The organism is Paenibacillus sp. FSL M8-0212, from assembly GCF_038004645.1.
GTDB lineage: Bacteria > Bacillota > Bacilli > Paenibacillales > Paenibacillaceae > Paenibacillus.
Genome location: NZ_JBBORP010000001.1, coordinates 6,359,421 through 6,374,667 on the forward strand (window position 1 = coordinate 6,359,421; position 15,247 = coordinate 6,374,667).

Annotated in this window: 15 protein-coding genes and 1 other annotated feature; of the genes, 4 read left to right on the plus strand and 11 right to left on the minus strand. The window is 46.0% G+C overall.

Features of this window, described 5'->3' with window-relative positions:
* Positions 1–79 precede the first annotated feature (79 nt).
* Complete coding sequence (locus tag MKX68_RS27735; RefSeq protein ID WP_340914984.1) at positions 80–931, minus strand: aldo/keto reductase; 852 nt, start codon at positions 929–931, stop codon at positions 80–82.
* 172 nt (positions 932–1,103) lie between these two features.
* Between MKX68_RS27735 and MKX68_RS27740 the strand changes: the two genes are divergently transcribed.
* Complete coding sequence (locus MKX68_RS27740) at positions 1,104–1,595, plus strand: MerR family transcriptional regulator (RefSeq protein WP_340914986.1); 492 nt, start codon at positions 1,104–1,106, stop codon at positions 1,593–1,595.
* Positions 1,596–1,835: 240 nt separating this feature from the next.
* Here the strand turns inward: MKX68_RS27740 and asd are convergent, their stop codons facing one another.
* The 6 genes from asd to MKX68_RS27770 all read right to left on the minus strand — a co-directional run bounded on the left by asd (position 1,836) and on the right by MKX68_RS27770 (position 9,149).
* Complete coding sequence (gene asd, locus MKX68_RS27745; RefSeq protein ID WP_100528950.1) at positions 1,836–2,921, minus strand: aspartate-semialdehyde dehydrogenase; 1,086 nt, start codon at positions 2,919–2,921, stop codon at positions 1,836–1,838.
* A gap of 170 nt (positions 2,922–3,091) precedes the next feature.
* Positions 3,092–3,368 (minus strand) — a binding site (T-box leader).
* A gap of 78 nt (positions 3,369–3,446) precedes the next feature.
* Positions 3,447–4,292 (minus strand): class I SAM-dependent methyltransferase, encoded by an 846-nt coding sequence (locus tag MKX68_RS27750; protein WP_340914988.1) that lies wholly within the window; start codon positions 4,290–4,292, stop codon positions 3,447–3,449.
* Positions 4,293–4,442: 150 nt separating this feature from the next.
* Positions 4,443–5,315 carry a UTP--glucose-1-phosphate uridylyltransferase GalU gene (galU, locus tag MKX68_RS27755; RefSeq protein ID WP_036608409.1) on the minus strand — a complete coding sequence of 291 codons (873 nt, stop codon included), beginning with the start codon at positions 5,313–5,315 and terminating at the stop codon, positions 4,443–4,445.
* 57 nt (positions 5,316–5,372) lie between these two features.
* On the minus strand, positions 5,373–5,765 hold the full coding sequence (locus tag MKX68_RS27760; protein ID WP_340914991.1) for a GtrA family protein: 393 nt from the start codon (positions 5,763–5,765) through the stop codon (positions 5,373–5,375).
* The gene (locus tag MKX68_RS27765) at positions 5,758–6,744 is read right to left on the minus strand and encodes a glycosyltransferase family 2 protein (RefSeq protein ID WP_036608414.1); all 987 of its coding nucleotides are present in this window, start codon (positions 6,742–6,744) and stop codon (positions 5,758–5,760) included. Before MKX68_RS27765 ends, MKX68_RS27760 begins: the two co-directional genes overlap by 8 nt.
* 239 nt (positions 6,745–6,983) lie before the next feature.
* Positions 6,984–9,149 (minus strand): glycosyltransferase family 39 protein, encoded by a 2,166-nt coding sequence (locus MKX68_RS27770; RefSeq protein ID WP_340915527.1) that lies wholly within the window; start codon positions 9,147–9,149, stop codon positions 6,984–6,986.
* 226 nt (positions 9,150–9,375) lie between these two features.
* On the opposite strand from MKX68_RS27770, the gene MKX68_RS27775 reads away from it, so the two are divergent.
* Positions 9,376–10,059 (plus strand): response regulator transcription factor, encoded by a 684-nt coding sequence (locus MKX68_RS27775; RefSeq protein ID WP_036608910.1) that lies wholly within the window; start codon positions 9,376–9,378, stop codon positions 10,057–10,059.
* Positions 10,059–11,576 (plus strand): sensor histidine kinase, encoded by a 1,518-nt coding sequence (locus MKX68_RS27780; protein ID WP_340914994.1) that lies wholly within the window; start codon positions 10,059–10,061, stop codon positions 11,574–11,576. The genes MKX68_RS27775 and MKX68_RS27780 overlap by 1 nt, the downstream gene beginning before the upstream one ends.
* A gap of 589 nt (positions 11,577–12,165) precedes the next feature.
* Here MKX68_RS27780 and MKX68_RS27785 read toward each other — a convergent pair.
* A complete protein-coding gene (locus MKX68_RS27785) occupies positions 12,166–12,876 on the minus strand; it encodes an SDR family NAD(P)-dependent oxidoreductase (RefSeq protein ID WP_340914997.1) in 711 nt (236 codons plus the stop codon).
* Between the two features lie 102 nt (positions 12,877–12,978).
* Between MKX68_RS27785 and MKX68_RS27790 the strand changes: the two genes are divergently transcribed.
* The gene (locus MKX68_RS27790) at positions 12,979–13,338 is read left to right on the plus strand and encodes a MerR family transcriptional regulator (protein WP_340914999.1); all 360 of its coding nucleotides are present in this window, start codon (positions 12,979–12,981) and stop codon (positions 13,336–13,338) included.
* A gap of 116 nt (positions 13,339–13,454) precedes the next feature.
* Here the strand turns inward: MKX68_RS27790 and MKX68_RS27795 are convergent, their stop codons facing one another.
* From MKX68_RS27795 to MKX68_RS27805, 3 genes are all read right to left on the minus strand, one after another.
* Positions 13,455–14,036: a GNAT family N-acetyltransferase gene (locus MKX68_RS27795; RefSeq protein ID WP_340915000.1), complete on the minus strand. Its 582-nt coding sequence runs from the start codon at positions 14,034–14,036 to the stop codon at positions 13,455–13,457.
* Positions 14,037–14,080: 44 nt separating this feature from the next.
* Positions 14,081–14,656 (minus strand): GNAT family N-acetyltransferase, encoded by a 576-nt coding sequence (locus MKX68_RS27800; protein WP_100528943.1) that lies wholly within the window; start codon positions 14,654–14,656, stop codon positions 14,081–14,083.
* 170 nt (positions 14,657–14,826) lie between these two features.
* Positions 14,827–15,126: a hypothetical protein gene (locus tag MKX68_RS27805; RefSeq protein ID WP_338594391.1), complete on the minus strand. Its 300-nt coding sequence runs from the start codon at positions 15,124–15,126 to the stop codon at positions 14,827–14,829.
* Between the last annotated feature and the right edge of the window lie 121 nt (positions 15,127–15,247).

Sequence of the window (15,247 nt, forward strand, 5' to 3'; positions counted from 1 at the left end):
CGTTTTGCATTGAGTTGCTATTGTTACTATTATTGCCAAGATACTGCTACGTTTCGTAAACCTAGCAATCCGTTCCTGGCTACAAATCCACTTTCATATTGCCCAGCATCTTGGCAACTTCAGGATTATCAATCTTCATGAATAGACTTTCCTTGGTATCCAGTGTGGAAATGGTTGCAATCTCTTCCGGGCTTAGTACAAAGTCGAAAATATCGAAGTTCTCGATAAGCCGCTCTTTGCGTACTGATTTAGGAATAACAACAACATCCCGCTGCACAAGCCAGCGCAGTACAACCTGGGCGACGGATTTGTTATGTTTGTCGGCAATGGAAACCAAGACTTCGTTGCTGAACAAATTGTTGCGACCTTCGGCGAACGGGGACCATGACTGGTGCTGTATCCCCTGTTCTTTCATGAAAACAGCGCTGTCGACCTGCTGTTGAAACGGATGAGTTTCGATCTGATTGATGACAGGCACAACTTCGTTGTGGACGATGAGGTCCATCAGGCGGTCAGGTAGGAAGTTACTGACACCGATAGCCCGGATCTTGCCCTCACGGTATAGTTCTTCCATCGCACGCCATGCGCCGTAGTAATCACCAAACGGCATGTGAATGAGGTACATATCCAGATAATCGAGCTGCAGCTTACTTAACGATTTGGCAAACGCCCGCTTGGCACTTTCGTATCCTGCATCCTGAATCCAAAGCTTGGTCGTGATGAAAAGTTCTTCCCGCGCTATGCCACTGCGTTTAATTGCACGTCCAACCGCTTCTTCGTTTAGGTAACCGGCAGCGGTATCAATTAGGCGGTAACCGGCCTTCAGCGCCTCATATACCGTGTTCTCACATTCATTAGCATCGGGAACCTGGTAGACACCAAAGCCAATAATCGGCATTTTCACTCCATTGTTCAAGGTTACAGTTTGCATATTCAATTCCTCCTATGGTTCAATTGTGAATCGCAAGTGGACACGTTTTCCTGAAATTCAGCAACGAAGCGAGGATTCCACTTCCGGCCGACTTGCGTTACAATAACCCTAGCTCCTTCGTCTTACGCGAAGTCAAGCGGTCTCCAATATTTTTTTTGAAGGAGGAGTACATATGTATACTGTCCAGGATGCGGCCCAGCTTACGGGACTCACAGAGCACGCTGTTCGCTTTTACACGGATAAAGGCTTGGTTCCGAGCATTCAACGCAATAAAAATAATATTCGGGTGTTTGATGAAGAATCCATCAATTGGCTACATGGCGTCAAATGCCTCAAGCAGACAGGTTTACCGATTGAAAATATTAAAACATACGTCGATCTCTGCCTCGAAGGTGATTCAACCGTTTCGCAGCGATTCGCACTTATGATGGAGTATAAGGAAGCGGCGCTGATTCAGCTTGAAGAGGCCAAGAGCCGCGTAGCCCATTTGGAAGAGAAAGCACGTCAATATCAGGCCATTTTGGAGCAGCGCATCCCGGATATGACCAACCCGGTCAATTGGGAAACCAAGCGTGACGAAGAAGGGAGTTGTCCTGCATCCCGTTTAAAAAGTCGCAGTCTTCCTGAAGCCGAGGTTTCGGCTCAGTGCCAGCAGCTGCTATGAAGCAGCAAACTAGCATAGTATCTTAAACTTCACATGATATAGCTCACGTATGTTCTAAACATATAGGCTATTTCTTACATTATGTATACCTAAATGAGCCTGAGTAAAAAACGCCGACAACATTGTCGGCGTTTTTCGCCACTACAACCCTCTGCTGGAACAAAAAAACCATCAACAAGTGATGGTTTTTCATGAAATATCCTGTTCAGAAATCTGTTGTTGCTCATGATGCCTTTGCAATTATTTCGGTTGAATATATCCTTCAGCTTTAAGCAGTTCTGCGATCAGAACCGCACCACCTGCTGCTCCACGGAGCGTGTTGTGGGACAATCCAACGAATTTGTAATCATAGAGTGAATCTTCGCGCAGTCTACCTGTGGAGACACCCATTCCGCGTTCGATGTCACGATCCAGTTTCGTCTGTGGTCTGTTCTCTTCTTCAAAATACGTAATGAATTGTTTTGGTGCACTTGGCAGAGCCAGTTCCTGCGGACGACCTTTGAACTGCAACCAACGCTCCAGAATTTCGTCTTTGCTTGGTTTTTTCTCGAAGTTTACAAACACAGTAGCCAGATGTCCATCCGTTACCGGTACACGAATACATTGTGTTGTAATTAATGGAGCAGAAGCTTTGACGATCTGATTATTTTCGATGCTACCCCAGATCCGCAGTGGTTCCTGCTCACTCTTCTCTTCCTCGCCACCGATGTATGGAATGACATTATCGAGCATATCTGGCCAGTCCGTAAAGTTTTTACCTGCTCCCGAGATTGCTTGATATGTGGAAGCGACGACCTGAGTCGGGTTGAATTCACGCAAGGCGTGCAGTGCAGGCACATAGCTCTGAATCGAGCAGTTAGGTTTTACAGCAATAAATCCGGTTTTTGTGCCCAGACGTTTGCGTTGAGCTTCAATAACATCCAGATGTCCCGGGTTAATCTCAGGGATTACCATGGGTACATCTGCTGTCCAGCGGTGAGCGGAGTTGTTGGACACGACAGGTGTGCCTGTTCTAGCGTAAGCTTCTTCGAGCGCTTGAATCTCATTCTTTTTCATATCAACCGCGCAGAAAATAAAATCAACCTGGCTGGCAAAAGCTTCGACCTGGGAAGCATCCTGAACAACGATTTTCTTCACAGCTTCCGGAATAGGAACTGCGAGTTTCCATCTGCCTTGTACGGATTCTTCATATGTTTTACCTGCCGAATTGGCGCTTGCAGAAATAGCTGTTACTTCAAACCATGGATGTTGATCGAGCAGGTCCACAAAACGCTGACCCACCATTCCCGTTCCTCCGACGATACCAACTTTCAATTTTGCTGACATTCAATCATCATTTCCTTTCGGTTTAAGTGATTCTTCTCTTTGATCAATTTCATAACTCACTAAAAACGTATTATGAAATTTGACTTCCTAATTAACACTATTCAGGCAATTCCAAAGCGTGTAGTCACAGCCCTGAAAAAACCAAAAAATCCCATCCCCAAGACAATAGTCTCAGGGACGAGATTGAACTCTCGTGGTACCACCCAGATTCGCCAATATGTCACCATATCCGCCTCTTCAAGTAAAGGTTTACAACCATGTTGCTAGCTGTAGACCGTTCATACTCTAGCTCTGTAACAGGAGCTCCTGTCACACCATCCCTTAACGCTAAGTTCCGATGTGCTGCTCTGAGTCTTTATTCAATAAAAAGTTCTTTACTCCTTTTCAGCTGCCGGAGCTCTCTTTGAAAGAATGATTTTTATCTACTCGTCTCTTCGTCGCATTTGATATTGCGATTATAATATCAAAATTACTGTGATGAAGTAAACACATTTTTTTAGATCATGGAATTTATATGTTATTTCCTTACTGCTTTTTGGCAACCATGGCATACGTTCCTAGTGGACTCCCAGGCCCCGAGACATGATGTGTCTTAAGTAATTTCAGTTCGGAAAGAAGAAGTGTTTTCACTTTGTCCGGGATCGGAAGCATTTGCAGTTCCACAGGCGCTTCTGCCAGTGTCATTTCGGTTTCCCAGCGACCGTCCTGCAACTCAGGAGAATGGATCGAAGCCTCTTCCTTAATCGTCCAGCCTGCCGCATAGACAAGCTCTTGGATATCCTCCGTTGTAAAAAGCGTGCGCACATTGGAGAAGCTGTTCTCCTTGTAACATTCGACCTGAGACTGAATCAGAACGGATAACCAATGTGAGAGCTGGCTCACATCTGTAACTCGCGCATCCCATTCTGCGAAACATAACTGATGTCCCCACGTCCTAACCTTGCTAAGAATCTGGGCGAGTTCGTCAAACGATTTCAGGTACCAAGAACAATGGGATAGCACAATCACATCAAACTCATTCTCGGAGAATTGGGCTTGATCACTTAAAATGTCGTAATCATAATCCATTCGAATTCGATCACCCAGCGGAGATCTCCGCAGCTTGGCACCCGCTTCGCCTACGGTCAGCGGTGCACCATAATCCTCTGGTGCAATATCTACACCATGAACGTACCCTTGCTCCCCCACCAGATGTGCAAGCACGGCCGTTGTATCTCCCTGACCACACCCGATTTCCAGAACGCGGCTGCCTTCCTGTATCCCCCAAAAGAGTCCCAGTTTCATCCGATGCTCAGTCTGAATATACTGAATGGCGGCGTTGTCCTCTACGTCCATATACTTAATAAGGTCCCTGATGATAGATTCATTCATGATTCCTCACCCCTCAAAGAGCAACTTAAACTTCTTGCTCATTGTAGCGTTACAGGAAGCAATGTACAATGCTGGAGTCTAGACAGAACAACCATGGTACGTGGAGACCCCGTCCTACAGCAGATCTAAACCTCTGCTACATATCAATCCCTAGGCCCACTGGGTTGCAAGCTTCTGAAGATAAGGGGTCAGCATGGGCTGTAATTCCTTGCGCATTAGTCCGATCTCCAAGATCGCCTGAATATATCCGAATTGATCACCAATATCGTAGCGGCGCCCCTGCAGTTCAAGGGCCAACAGCTCCTCCACCTGACTCACTTCTTTCAAAGCATCCGTTAACTGATATTCCCCTCCAGCCCCTCTCTCGATCTGATCCAGAATAGGAAAGATGGAAGGTTTCAGAATGTATCGTCCCATTACGGCTGTCCGGGATGGTGCTTCTGCAAGGGATGGTTTTTCGACCAGATTGGTGACTCGGTGAACCCGGTCCTCTGCACCATTCGAATCAATGATGCCATATTTGCTCACATTTGCCGCGTCTACTTGACGGACACCTATGATCTGATTGCCTGTCTTTTCATAAAGATGGACCATCTGTGCAAGTGCAGGCGGTTCAGACACCATAATATCATCTCCGAGCAGTACAGCGAAGGCATCATCGCCTACAAATTGCCGTGCACACCCAATGGCATGCCCCAGTCCCAGCGGTTCTTTTTGACGAATAAAATGAATATTTGCCATCTCGCTGATCGCCTGCACCTCTTCCAGTAAAGACTGTTTGCCCTTGGCATACAAAGAATGTTCAAGTTCAACCGATTTATCAAAATGGTCTTCTATGGATTTTTTGTTGCGTCCGGTCACAATGAGGATATTCTCAATGCCTGATTGTACTGCTTCTTCAACAATGTATTGGATGGCCGGTTTGTCTACAATCGGTAACATCTCTTTAGGCTGAGCTTTGGTTGCTGGCAGGAAACGGGTTCCGAGACCTGCTGCCGGAATAACTGCTTTTTTAATTCGCATTTCATCATACACTCCTTTCATTTGCTTCTTATAACCAATATTGCACGCTGTGGGCAGTTAAGTAGCGATACGAAACACCCAATATCTGCTGGCCATATAGTTCAGAACCATCCCCATCAAGGTCGCCACGATCTTGCTCATCACGAGACTCCAACCCAGCATATCGTGCAAAGTCATCAGAATGAGGGCAGATAACGCGAGAACGATAAGATTGGTGATTAGAAAACGAACAAGTCTCGCTCTATCGCCGCCCCCTCGTGCCGTATCTCGAAAAGTCCACCTGCCGTTCAGCCAATAACTGTTCGCAACGCCGCAGCTGTACGAGATTACTTGAGCCATCAGAACCGGTACACCGATCACTGCAAGCAAAGCAAATATCACCGCATCCACTGCCGTATTTGCAACACCCACAATACCGAACTTGAAAAGTGTAACTAGACGTTTAGTCATGATGAGCAACTCGGGCTGTCAATCGGGATTGCGCTTGCTGGCCCTCGGCCTGAACCACATCTCTCACAATGTATAGCGGACGTGCCTTGGTCTCATCATAGATTCGGCCAACGTACTCGCCCAGAATGCCCAGCATGATCAGTATGAATCCGTTAAACATCAGCATGATGCTCACAATGGAGGGCCATCCCTTAATCGTTGAATCCGTAAAGATGGCCGAACCAATAACGGTTAACATGTAGATGAATCCACCTACCGACAGGATCGCACCTACATAACCTGCGAGCTTGAGCGGTTTATGCGAAAATGAAGTAATGCCATCCAGGCTTAGCTTCAGCATGCGTTTCAGCGGATATTTTGTTTCGCCTGCGAGACGTTCATCACGTTCATATTCAATCGCAGTCTGACGAAATCCGACCCAACTGACCAACCCTCGCACAAACCGATTTTTCTCCGGAAGACGTTTCATCTCATCACATACTTTGCGGTCAATCAGGCGAAAATCTCCGGTGTCTACCGGGATATCCGTATCCGTTGAGGCACGAAGTACACGATAGAACAGACTCGCCGACCATTTTTTGAAGCGAGTTTCCCCGCTTCTTCTGGTGCGACGGGCATATACGACTTCGTAACCCTCTTTCCATTTGGCGATCATATCCAGTATCAGTTCGGGAGGGTCCTGCAGATCCGCATCAATAATAACCACCGCATCCCCCACTGCATAATCCATACCCGCTGTTATCGCAATCTGATGTCCGAAGTTACGGGCAAAATCGATCAGCTTCACACTCTCGTCCCAACGGGCGTAATCACGGATCATCTGTGCACTTCGATCCACGCTTCCATCATTGACAAACAACAGTTCATAGCTCTCTCCCGTGCTGCCCATGACCTTCTTCAGACGCCGATAAGTCTCCTCGATCACCGCTTCCTCGTTATACATGGGAATAATAATGCTGTATCGGTACGCGTGAGCCATGTTTGTCCCCTCCCTTTTCCAATGGACTTCGTCCGAGATTTTCACTCTTTACAAATTGAAATAAAGAATATTTACACTGCACACTTCGATGACAGAACAACCCTCCAATCGCTGTTATCCCCAGATTTTTTGATTCCCTTTATAAAGGGAAAATCCGGGGATAAAGGCGAACGCTTCGCTTTTTCAGGTTTTTTCTGTCCTCTCCGTTATCGTGTAAATGATAAGTTCAATTTATATAGCTACAATTTCACTTCATACAAAGTCGTCTGTCCGCCGAATCCGAATCCGAATCCAAGTCCAGCTTCACTCTCCGTATCACCGTTATCCGTATCTCCGCTGTCCGTGCCTGTCTTCCATTCTGACGTTGGAATCTCGGATCCGTGCTCTTTGATCCAATCGCTAATATCCGAGTTTCCTCCGCGGCCACCCATGCCACCAACCATGAAGTATTTCACTTGCCCGCTCTTGACGAGTTGCTCAAGTTCCTCTGTTGTGTACACCGGGTCTGAGCCGGAGAAACCTCCAAGTGTAATGACCGCTGCTCTTTCATCGATGATATAAGGTGCTGCCTGATTATAGTCCGTAGTGGCAAAGAGATACGTTTCGCCTGAATTGTGCTCTTTTAGATAATTCAGTGTGGCTGTATCCACTTCTTCGTTACGGTTACCCATTCCGCCACGGCCACCCATTGTAGGCATTTCTGTGTCTCCTGCACCGTTACCCATCGGCATGCCCATTCCTGCTCCACCAAACATACCATTGGAACCGGTGGGCCCTGCTGCCGGGATCATGCTGTTACCACCATAAGTAATAGGGGTGAATGCCCAGTAGATTGGACCGATCAGCATCACCATGAATCCCGCGATAATGAAGCCCTGTTTCCATTGATGTGTGCGATGAAGCATAACGATCAGGATGACCGTAACCAGAATGCCTGCGATCAATTCACTAATGGACCAGCCTGCACCAATCGTCTCGTTATACACCTGCATGATATACCAGCCAAACAGAGTCGTCAGCAGCACGGACACCGGAAGCAACCATGCCTGCCATCCATCGCGATCACGATATGACTTCCACATCGCTACAAATCCTGCACCAGTCAGCGCCGCTATTGGAGGTGCAAGCATAATCAGATAATATTGATGGAAGAAACCTGCCACACTGAAAAAAGCAGCAACAGGAAGCAGCCATGCCAGCCAGAACAAGGCCTCCTTGTGCTTGTTGGTTATATTTCTTCGTCTTAATCTTGCAAATATAGCAATGCATCCAAGCAGCACAACTGGCAGAAGCCAGCTAGCTTGACCTGATAGTTCAGTCTGGAACAGACGCAGAGGACCTTTTTCCCCTGTTCCAAACATTCCGCCCATGCCTCCGCCGAAATTTCTTCCGTTCGGCATTTCCATATCATTTGGGATCTGCCCGTTCGGGAAATTGCCATTCGGCCCATTCATGCCACCCATGGCGTTTGTGCCATTCGAACCATTCATATTATCGTTATCCGGTGCATTGACATCTTGCCCAGCGCCAGGAACACCACTGCCTGTCTGACTAGGGCCTGAAGACAAGTCTCCTCGATTGCCACGATTATTTCCCTGTCCCATACCATTTGGCATACCTGCGTTACCTGCGGTATTCTGCTGACCCGTTAGGCGAGCCAGACCATTGTATCCAAAAGCGAGTTCCATGACCGAGTTAGTTTCACTGCTGCCGATATAAGGCCGTTCGTCTTCGGGTATAGAATCCACAGTGACCGCCCAGGATAAGGAAACGACCGCCAGAACCGCTGTGCTGCCGATCAGCAGGATGATCTTCCTTCTCCATTTCGCCTGAAATGCAAGCAGATAGAACAAGTAAAAAGCCGGGAGTACCATGTAGGCTTGAAGCATTTTCATATTAAAGGCTACGCCTATTAACCCAAAGGCAACCAGAATGCGCCAAGTACTGCCTTGTTTGCTGCCTTTGAACAAAAACCATGAACCCAGCAATAGTGTAAACACCAGCATGCTGTCAATATTGTTGGTCCGGCTGACTGCCGCCACGACAGGCACAGTTGCCATCGCAAGTGCCGAGATTCGTGCTGCTGCAAGACCATATGTAGGTTTCACCATGAAATAGATCAGGAGCACCGAACCGATTCCCGCTAATACCTGCGGCAAAATAACGCTCCATCCATGCAGTCCAAAGACATAGGCAAAGGCCGTCTGAATCCAGAAGACAACAGGTGGTTTATCTACAGTGACCGAGCCTGCCGAGTCGAGTGAAGCATAGAAAAAGTTGTGGAAGTTGCTGAGCATACTCCCAACGGCAGTCGTATAATAGGAATTGGCATATTGATCGTTCCAGATACCGTACCCATTCAGAAATGCCGCCAGTAATACAATCGGCAGAAGGACAAGATCCATCCTTCTCTTGGTATTATTCAAAGTTAATCACTCCTTCAAAGTTCTTCATGTCTAGTATTGTGACATGCCAAAATAAAACTGGGATGAGTGCCCGCTGAATGTTGTCTGAGGATAATTCACAATCCTTTCAGCTAAATTTCAGTTTGGCAAGCGATAATACAACATACAGTCCCTCTCAATTAAGGGAGAGCTATAGATGGAAGCAAGCAAGGAGGAACCCCGCATTATGAAGCTTAGCAGCGGAATAAAAATACTATTGGCTGATGATGAACCACATATTTTACAATTTCTGGAGCTTGGATTAAGCAATGAGGGCTTCGATGTGCGCACCGCACCAGATGGAGCGGCTGCGCTTGAGTTGGCGCTTGAATTCAAGCCCCATATGGCTATTCTGGATGTCATGATGCCAGAGATGGATGGATTCGAAGTGGTCGAGCGTCTGCGTAAGACCGGTACCGAGGTTGGCGTAATTATGCTGACAGCGAAGGACGAAGTCGAGAATCGGGTTAAGGGCCTTTGGTTAGGTGCTGACGATTACATGGTCAAACCCTTTGCCTTCGACGAGCTGCTCGCCCGGATTCAGGCCAGACTGCGGAATCAATTTCCTTTATTAATAGGAGCCGTCACCCACGGTCCCTTCCGAATTGATGATCAGCGCAAAGAAATCACCTATCAGAATCAGGTTCTGGAATTATCTCCTACCGAATACGAACTGTTAAAATTTATTGTGCTTAATCATGGGATTGTACTTAGCAAAGCGACCATTCTGAGCCGGGTGTGGGGGTATGATTTTGGTGGGGAAGAAAATATTGTGGAGGTATACGTTCGCTCCTTGCGCGACAAACTCGGGGATAAAGAGCATAAACTCATTCGCACGCTTCGGGGTGTCGGTTACAGGGTGGATCTCTGATGAACTCGCTGCCTAAGAAAAATAAACTTCGTTTAAGACGTCTTCACCAATGGATCTGGCCTCATTCACTGCGTTCTCAATTGCTCTCACGTTCCCTGTTCGTGCTTGCTGGGTTACTATTGTTAATCGGTATTCTGCAATTCTGGATCATGGAAAGCTTTCTCTACCGGAATCAGGCAAAAACCATGGAAGAACAGCTTATGTCCATGCCCCCGGTTTGGCTCGGAATCCAGTCACGTAGTGGCTCATCCAACAATCCTTTTGGTGGACAGGCAGGAAACGGGTCTGGCAATCGGGTGCTGTTTATTCCGGACCGTTCACTGGCCCTGTTTGACAACCAAGGTACGTTCGAGGATGTTTTTGGAGAAGATGGCCTGAAAGCCCCTCAACTATCAACCGCTGAATATCAGAACATTACAGATGAGTTGAAAGAACAAAAACATATTCCCTACCGGATCGTTACGGATACCCAAGGCAATGAGCAATTGATTGTATTCGCCTCACCCGGTCCACGCAATCGAGGCTTACCGATGGTCCAGATGGGCACGGCTACGAAGCCACTTAGAGACTTGATTATTAAACAGCTTCTGATATTCCTCATGTTATCGCTGTTGGCCATGGTAGCTGGTCTTGTTCTATACACTAAGGTATTACGCCGGACGCTGGTTCCCCTGTCCAATATGGTGAATAAAGTACAGCAGATCGACGCAGGCAGCCTCGCAGAACGCCTTCCCGTCGTTCAGGGACAAGAAGAAGTGGATCAGCTCGCCGTTTCATTTAATGGCATGCTTGAAAGGTTGGAGAATTCGTTTGAAGCGGAGCGGGAATCGAAAGAGCAGATGCAGCGTTTCTTGTCTGATGCTTCCCATGAACTTCGTACCCCGCTTACCTCCATACACGGCTTCATTGAAGTTCTACAGCGGGGTGCAGCGACCAATCAAGATCAATTGTATAAAGCGCTGGACAGCATGCACGGCGAATCCGTACGAATTAACAAGCTGGTTGAAGATTTGCTGTTACTAACCAAGCTGGATCAGGCTCCAAAGCAGGAGCGGGAGGTCATTCAGCTAGACAGTCTGCTGCTCAAAATGCAATCACAACTCGCCATGATGGCTCAGCAAAGATCCATTCATCTTGACCTGACGGCTGAAGTGTATGTACTGGCTGACCCTTACAAGCTGAAACAGGTTGTGCTGAATCTGTTCCATAACGCGGTGCAGCACACCGATCCAGAGCATGGAGCCATCTCCATAACGTTGTATGCAACGCACCATAAGGCTGAATTGTCAGTAAAGGATAACGGTACAGGCATTGAACCTGAACATCTGCCCCATATCTTTGAACGATTTTACCGCACAAGCAGTTCTCGTTCGCGCAAACAAGGTGGCGCGGGTCTCGGTCTAGCCATTACCCGCTCGATTGTGGAGTCGTATGTTGGGAAAATTACCGTACAAAGTCAGGTAGGCTTGGGAACTGAATTTATGATATTAATGCCGTTGTATAAGGCTGATGTCTAGGCTGAGTATAGCCTCCAAGTAGGCTATAAGTTGGCTATACGCAGCTTTACGTAAGATCTACTTGATCATTACACAAGCTCTAGTCAAGTTCTCCAAACGCTGCTTTACTTTCATTTTAATTCCGGCTTTTCATTGCATGACGAATCCCCCTCTCATTTCGGTTGAGGAATGAAAGGGGGATTCTTTTTGTATCCGATTGATAGAGTGTAGAGTAGTAACCCAATTGGTTTCGGGCTTTCAGGCTTACGAATCTGAGACGTCATATTCAAGGATTTGGAGCGTCCGCAGAGATCTAATGAATCTGAGCCACGTTATATTAGAATAAACAGCCGTTTACTGCGTTTTTCTAAGGGAATTTCGGGAAATAGCGTGTCTGATGTTCCTTACAATTTAAGTAACGTAGAGAAAGGCCGAATAAGACGTCCTATGTTCGTTAGAAAATCGTCTACCCAATCGTCAAGATCATCCAGTATGAACCTCAAAACTTTTTAGCCCCTCATATCCATCATCGTATGGCTTACCTGAGTCTGAGCTTGAAGACACACTCTAAAATTCATCCCCATCTATTGGTGCTTTTGGCAACGGTGGATTACCAAGGGTACACGCCATTCTCATCTAGGAATTCTCCGTTATGGCGTTTGCCATCCGTCGCATAGCGCACGATAATCGCAGCGCCGGCTTCTTTTGATTTACCGCCTTCGGCATTGCCATTAAGATCTGTTGATGTAAATCCGGGTGTTACTGCAAAGACTTGAGCCCTGCTGTTTTTAACTTCATAAGCCATCGAAAGTGTCATTGCACTGTTGGCCGTTTTGGATGAATTATAGTCGAAGGCGTTTAAAGTAAATTCCGCATTTTGCATATGGTCCAGAGAAGCCATGTCGGTTGATACATTAATGATTGTGCCTTCATTATCTTTGATTAACGGGAACAATCGCTGATTCAAACGGAAGGTGCCGAAAAAGTTCACCTCGAAGGCATTCCGCAGATCTTCCTCTTTTGTATCCGTGAAGGAATGAGAGAAAGCACCAGGCATACCGGCGTTATTGATCAAAAGGTTTATTGCAGGATAAGTCTTCTGAATCGTATCGGCTGCCTGCTCAATGCTCTTCGAGTCGCACATGTCGATCTGTACAAATTCTACGTCTAATCCCCTGGAAGTTAACTCGGAAACAGCTGCTTCCCCCCGTTCGACACTACGTGCGCCAAGAATAACTTTCCAACCCGCTTCACCCAACTGCTTGACGATTTCATATCCAATTCCTTTATTTGCTCCGGTTACAAAAACAGTTTTTTTCATGCGAATCCTTCTTTCCATAATTTGATTTATATTTAACAATGTTTAAGTTACTATGCTACACTTAGTGTAGGTCAAATTATTTTTATAAAAGGGGGAATTATCATGTTAACGATTGGAGAAGTAGCGAAAAAAGTTGAGATCTCCATTGGAGCGATCCGCTTTTATGAAAGAAAGGGACTGCTGAAACCTGCTGCACGAAATGAGCAGAATAACCGTCTTTATTTGGAGGATGATCTGAACTGGCTCGTTTTTATCAAATGCCTTCGCGAAACCGGGATGAGTGTGGAAGACATTAAAAAGTATTATGATCAGGTCAATAAAGGAACCTCCACGCTGAAGGAAAGAACCAAGCTGATTGAGGATCAAAAGCAAAAGTTGCTGAATGATATCGAGGAGAAAAAAGCGCAGCTTGTTCATTTGGATAACAAACTGGAGCGCTATTATCGCGGAGAAAATTATTAACATAAGCCTTGTCCAATAAATTGAATGACAGAAAAAATCAGGCAGCCAGCAATAACTGTCTAACCTGATCCGAAATTTTCATATTATAGCTATTTTCAATGAGGATAAACGTTCAATCAAATATGACCTTTGCCCTTACACAGTTGATAATGGATATAGGGTTCATTCTCGATTTCGATCAAATTTAACCGTTCAAAATTACATTTCTGTATCACCTTATTGGATGCTTGATTGTTAGTCAAAGCGATGGCATTTAACACTTCCACATTTGTATATTCAAATAAATAATCTGTCAATCCTTTGAGCGCCTGCGTTGTGTAACCACGATTTCTGAAATGCTTCGAAATACCGTACATAATCTCCCGATTGGGTGCTGGCAGTTCGTCCTTGATCCCTGAGCAGCACCATCCGATAAACTCATCATTTTCTTTGAGTACGATAGCCATACGTAAACATAACTCTCCGATATCCCCTCCCGCCACTACAGCTTGTTTAAAACGCTGATTCTCAGGGATTTCATATTCAGTGAGCCACAGGGTCCTGCTTTCAATCGTAGCGTTCCATCCAGGTAGGAATTCATACACCTCAGGTTGCCACGTAATTTCTTGCAGTTTCTTCAAATCCTCGAGTCGATACTCACGTAAATAAATATCCTTGCAATTGATGATTAATTCATCGGTTAGTATGGGTTGGTTCATAGTTCCTCCTACTACACACTTAATTTCAGCTTATTAGCTTTACTTCAAACAAGCCCCTCTTTTTCCATAAACTCATCTTTGGTCAATCCAAAGAGGATCAGATCTTGGTATTTTCCATCCATATAGATCACCTGGCGACGCACACCTTCCTGAACACATCCAAGTTTTCTCATCATTGCTGCGGAAGGTTCATTTCCTTGGAGTACATAATCATTAAATTTGTTGAGCCTGCGCTCGAAGAAGGCATAGTTCAGCAAGATTCGAACGGCTCTGGTTCCGTATCCTTTTCCTCGATGATCCCTGTCAATTTGAATGCCAATGCTAAAGGTACCGTTCCTTTCATCAATGCTGTTCAGATTCACACCTCCGACATTTTCACCATCCATATTTACAATTGTAAACATGATCCTTCCTTTGGTTAAAGAAAAATCAGAGAAGTTTTCCGTGAAACTCTTCGCTTCAACATGGGTTGGCGGCAACTCTACTGCACACTCCAATAACCGACGGGCAGGTGTATCAAAGCGGTTATAATAATGATCCTCCCAATCTTCTTCACGCAAAGCACGTAATCTGATCTTATCATCCTGCCAGAAATACTGACTATAATCGATCTCTCTCATTCCAAGTCCCCCCGCATATTCAACCAAATTTTTACTTCGAGCTACAAACATAATAACCCATAATGTGGAATTGGAGGAGATTTGTTTTCATTAAACACAACACAACGAAAATAACCCCCGAACAGGAAAAACCTGTTGGAGGCTACGCTCTATTTTATATCAAAATCTCATTACGATTCTTCCGTATATTGAGGCTTGGACACGTTATCCGGAACCGTTTCGTCAAAAACATCCTGACCTGGATAATCCCGTACGTCTCCCTCGTGAAGCTCATGATTTTCATAATCAAAACGATGTGCAGACCGCTGGTCCACGCGCCACGGAGAACTTTTCCCAAGAGACTCGGATAACAGAGATGAACCGTAAGGACCCTCCGGGAATTCTTCGAGTGTGATATCGTTTCGCTGCGACTCCACCGTAGACACATCGGTATATTCTTGCCGATCTTCACGCAAAAACTTATCTTTCATCGTTTATCCCTCCTGATCCACTTCAGATGACCAACGTCCACTTATTGTGAGCGAGGACAAACGCATTTATGCATGACCTTTGGAAAACACTGCGTTTAGGTTTTGATCCATTACCGGATCC

What these genes read in the sequence shown, in the direction of transcription:
- MKX68_RS27770 (WP_340915527.1), bottom strand. Translation starts at nt 9,149, where the DNA reads ATGGATCTTGTCCTTCTGCCGATTGTATTACTGGCGGCATTTCTGAAT.
- galU (WP_036608409.1), bottom strand. Translation starts at nt 5,315, where the DNA reads ATGCGAATTAAAAAAGCAGTTATTCCGGCAGCAGGTCTCGGAACCCGT.
- MKX68_RS27780 (WP_340914994.1), top strand. Translation starts at nt 10,059, where the DNA reads ATGAACTCGCTGCCTAAGAAAAATAAACTTCGTTTAAGACGTCTTCAC.
- MKX68_RS27805 (WP_338594391.1), bottom strand. Translation starts at nt 15,126, where the DNA reads ATGAAAGATAAGTTTTTGCGTGAAGATCGGCAAGAATATACCGATGTG.
- MKX68_RS27785 (WP_340914997.1), bottom strand. Translation starts at nt 12,876, where the DNA reads ATGAAAAAAACTGTTTTTGTAACCGGAGCAAATAAAGGAATTGGATAT.
- MKX68_RS27795 (WP_340915000.1), bottom strand. Translation starts at nt 14,036, where the DNA reads ATGAACCAACCCATACTAACCGATGAATTAATCATCAATTGCAAGGAT.
- MKX68_RS27765 (WP_036608414.1), bottom strand. Translation starts at nt 6,744, where the DNA reads ATGGCTCACGCGTACCGATACAGCATTATTATTCCCATGTATAACGAG.
- MKX68_RS27775 (WP_036608910.1), top strand. Translation starts at nt 9,376, where the DNA reads ATGAAGCTTAGCAGCGGAATAAAAATACTATTGGCTGATGATGAACCA.
- MKX68_RS27750 (WP_340914988.1), bottom strand. Translation starts at nt 4,292, where the DNA reads ATGAATGAATCTATCATCAGGGACCTTATTAAGTATATGGACGTAGAG.
- MKX68_RS27790 (WP_340914999.1), top strand. Translation starts at nt 12,979, where the DNA reads ATGTTAACGATTGGAGAAGTAGCGAAAAAAGTTGAGATCTCCATTGGA.
- MKX68_RS27740 (WP_340914986.1), top strand. Translation starts at nt 1,104, where the DNA reads ATGTATACTGTCCAGGATGCGGCCCAGCTTACGGGACTCACAGAGCAC.
- MKX68_RS27735 (WP_340914984.1), bottom strand. Translation starts at nt 931, where the DNA reads ATGCAAACTGTAACCTTGAACAATGGAGTGAAAATGCCGATTATTGGC.
- MKX68_RS27800 (WP_100528943.1), bottom strand. Translation starts at nt 14,656, where the DNA reads ATGAGAGAGATCGATTATAGTCAGTATTTCTGGCAGGATGATAAGATC.
- MKX68_RS27760 (WP_340914991.1), bottom strand. Translation starts at nt 5,765, where the DNA reads ATGACTAAACGTCTAGTTACACTTTTCAAGTTCGGTATTGTGGGTGTT.
- asd (WP_100528950.1), bottom strand. Translation starts at nt 2,921, where the DNA reads ATGTCAGCAAAATTGAAAGTTGGTATCGTCGGAGGAACGGGAATGGTG.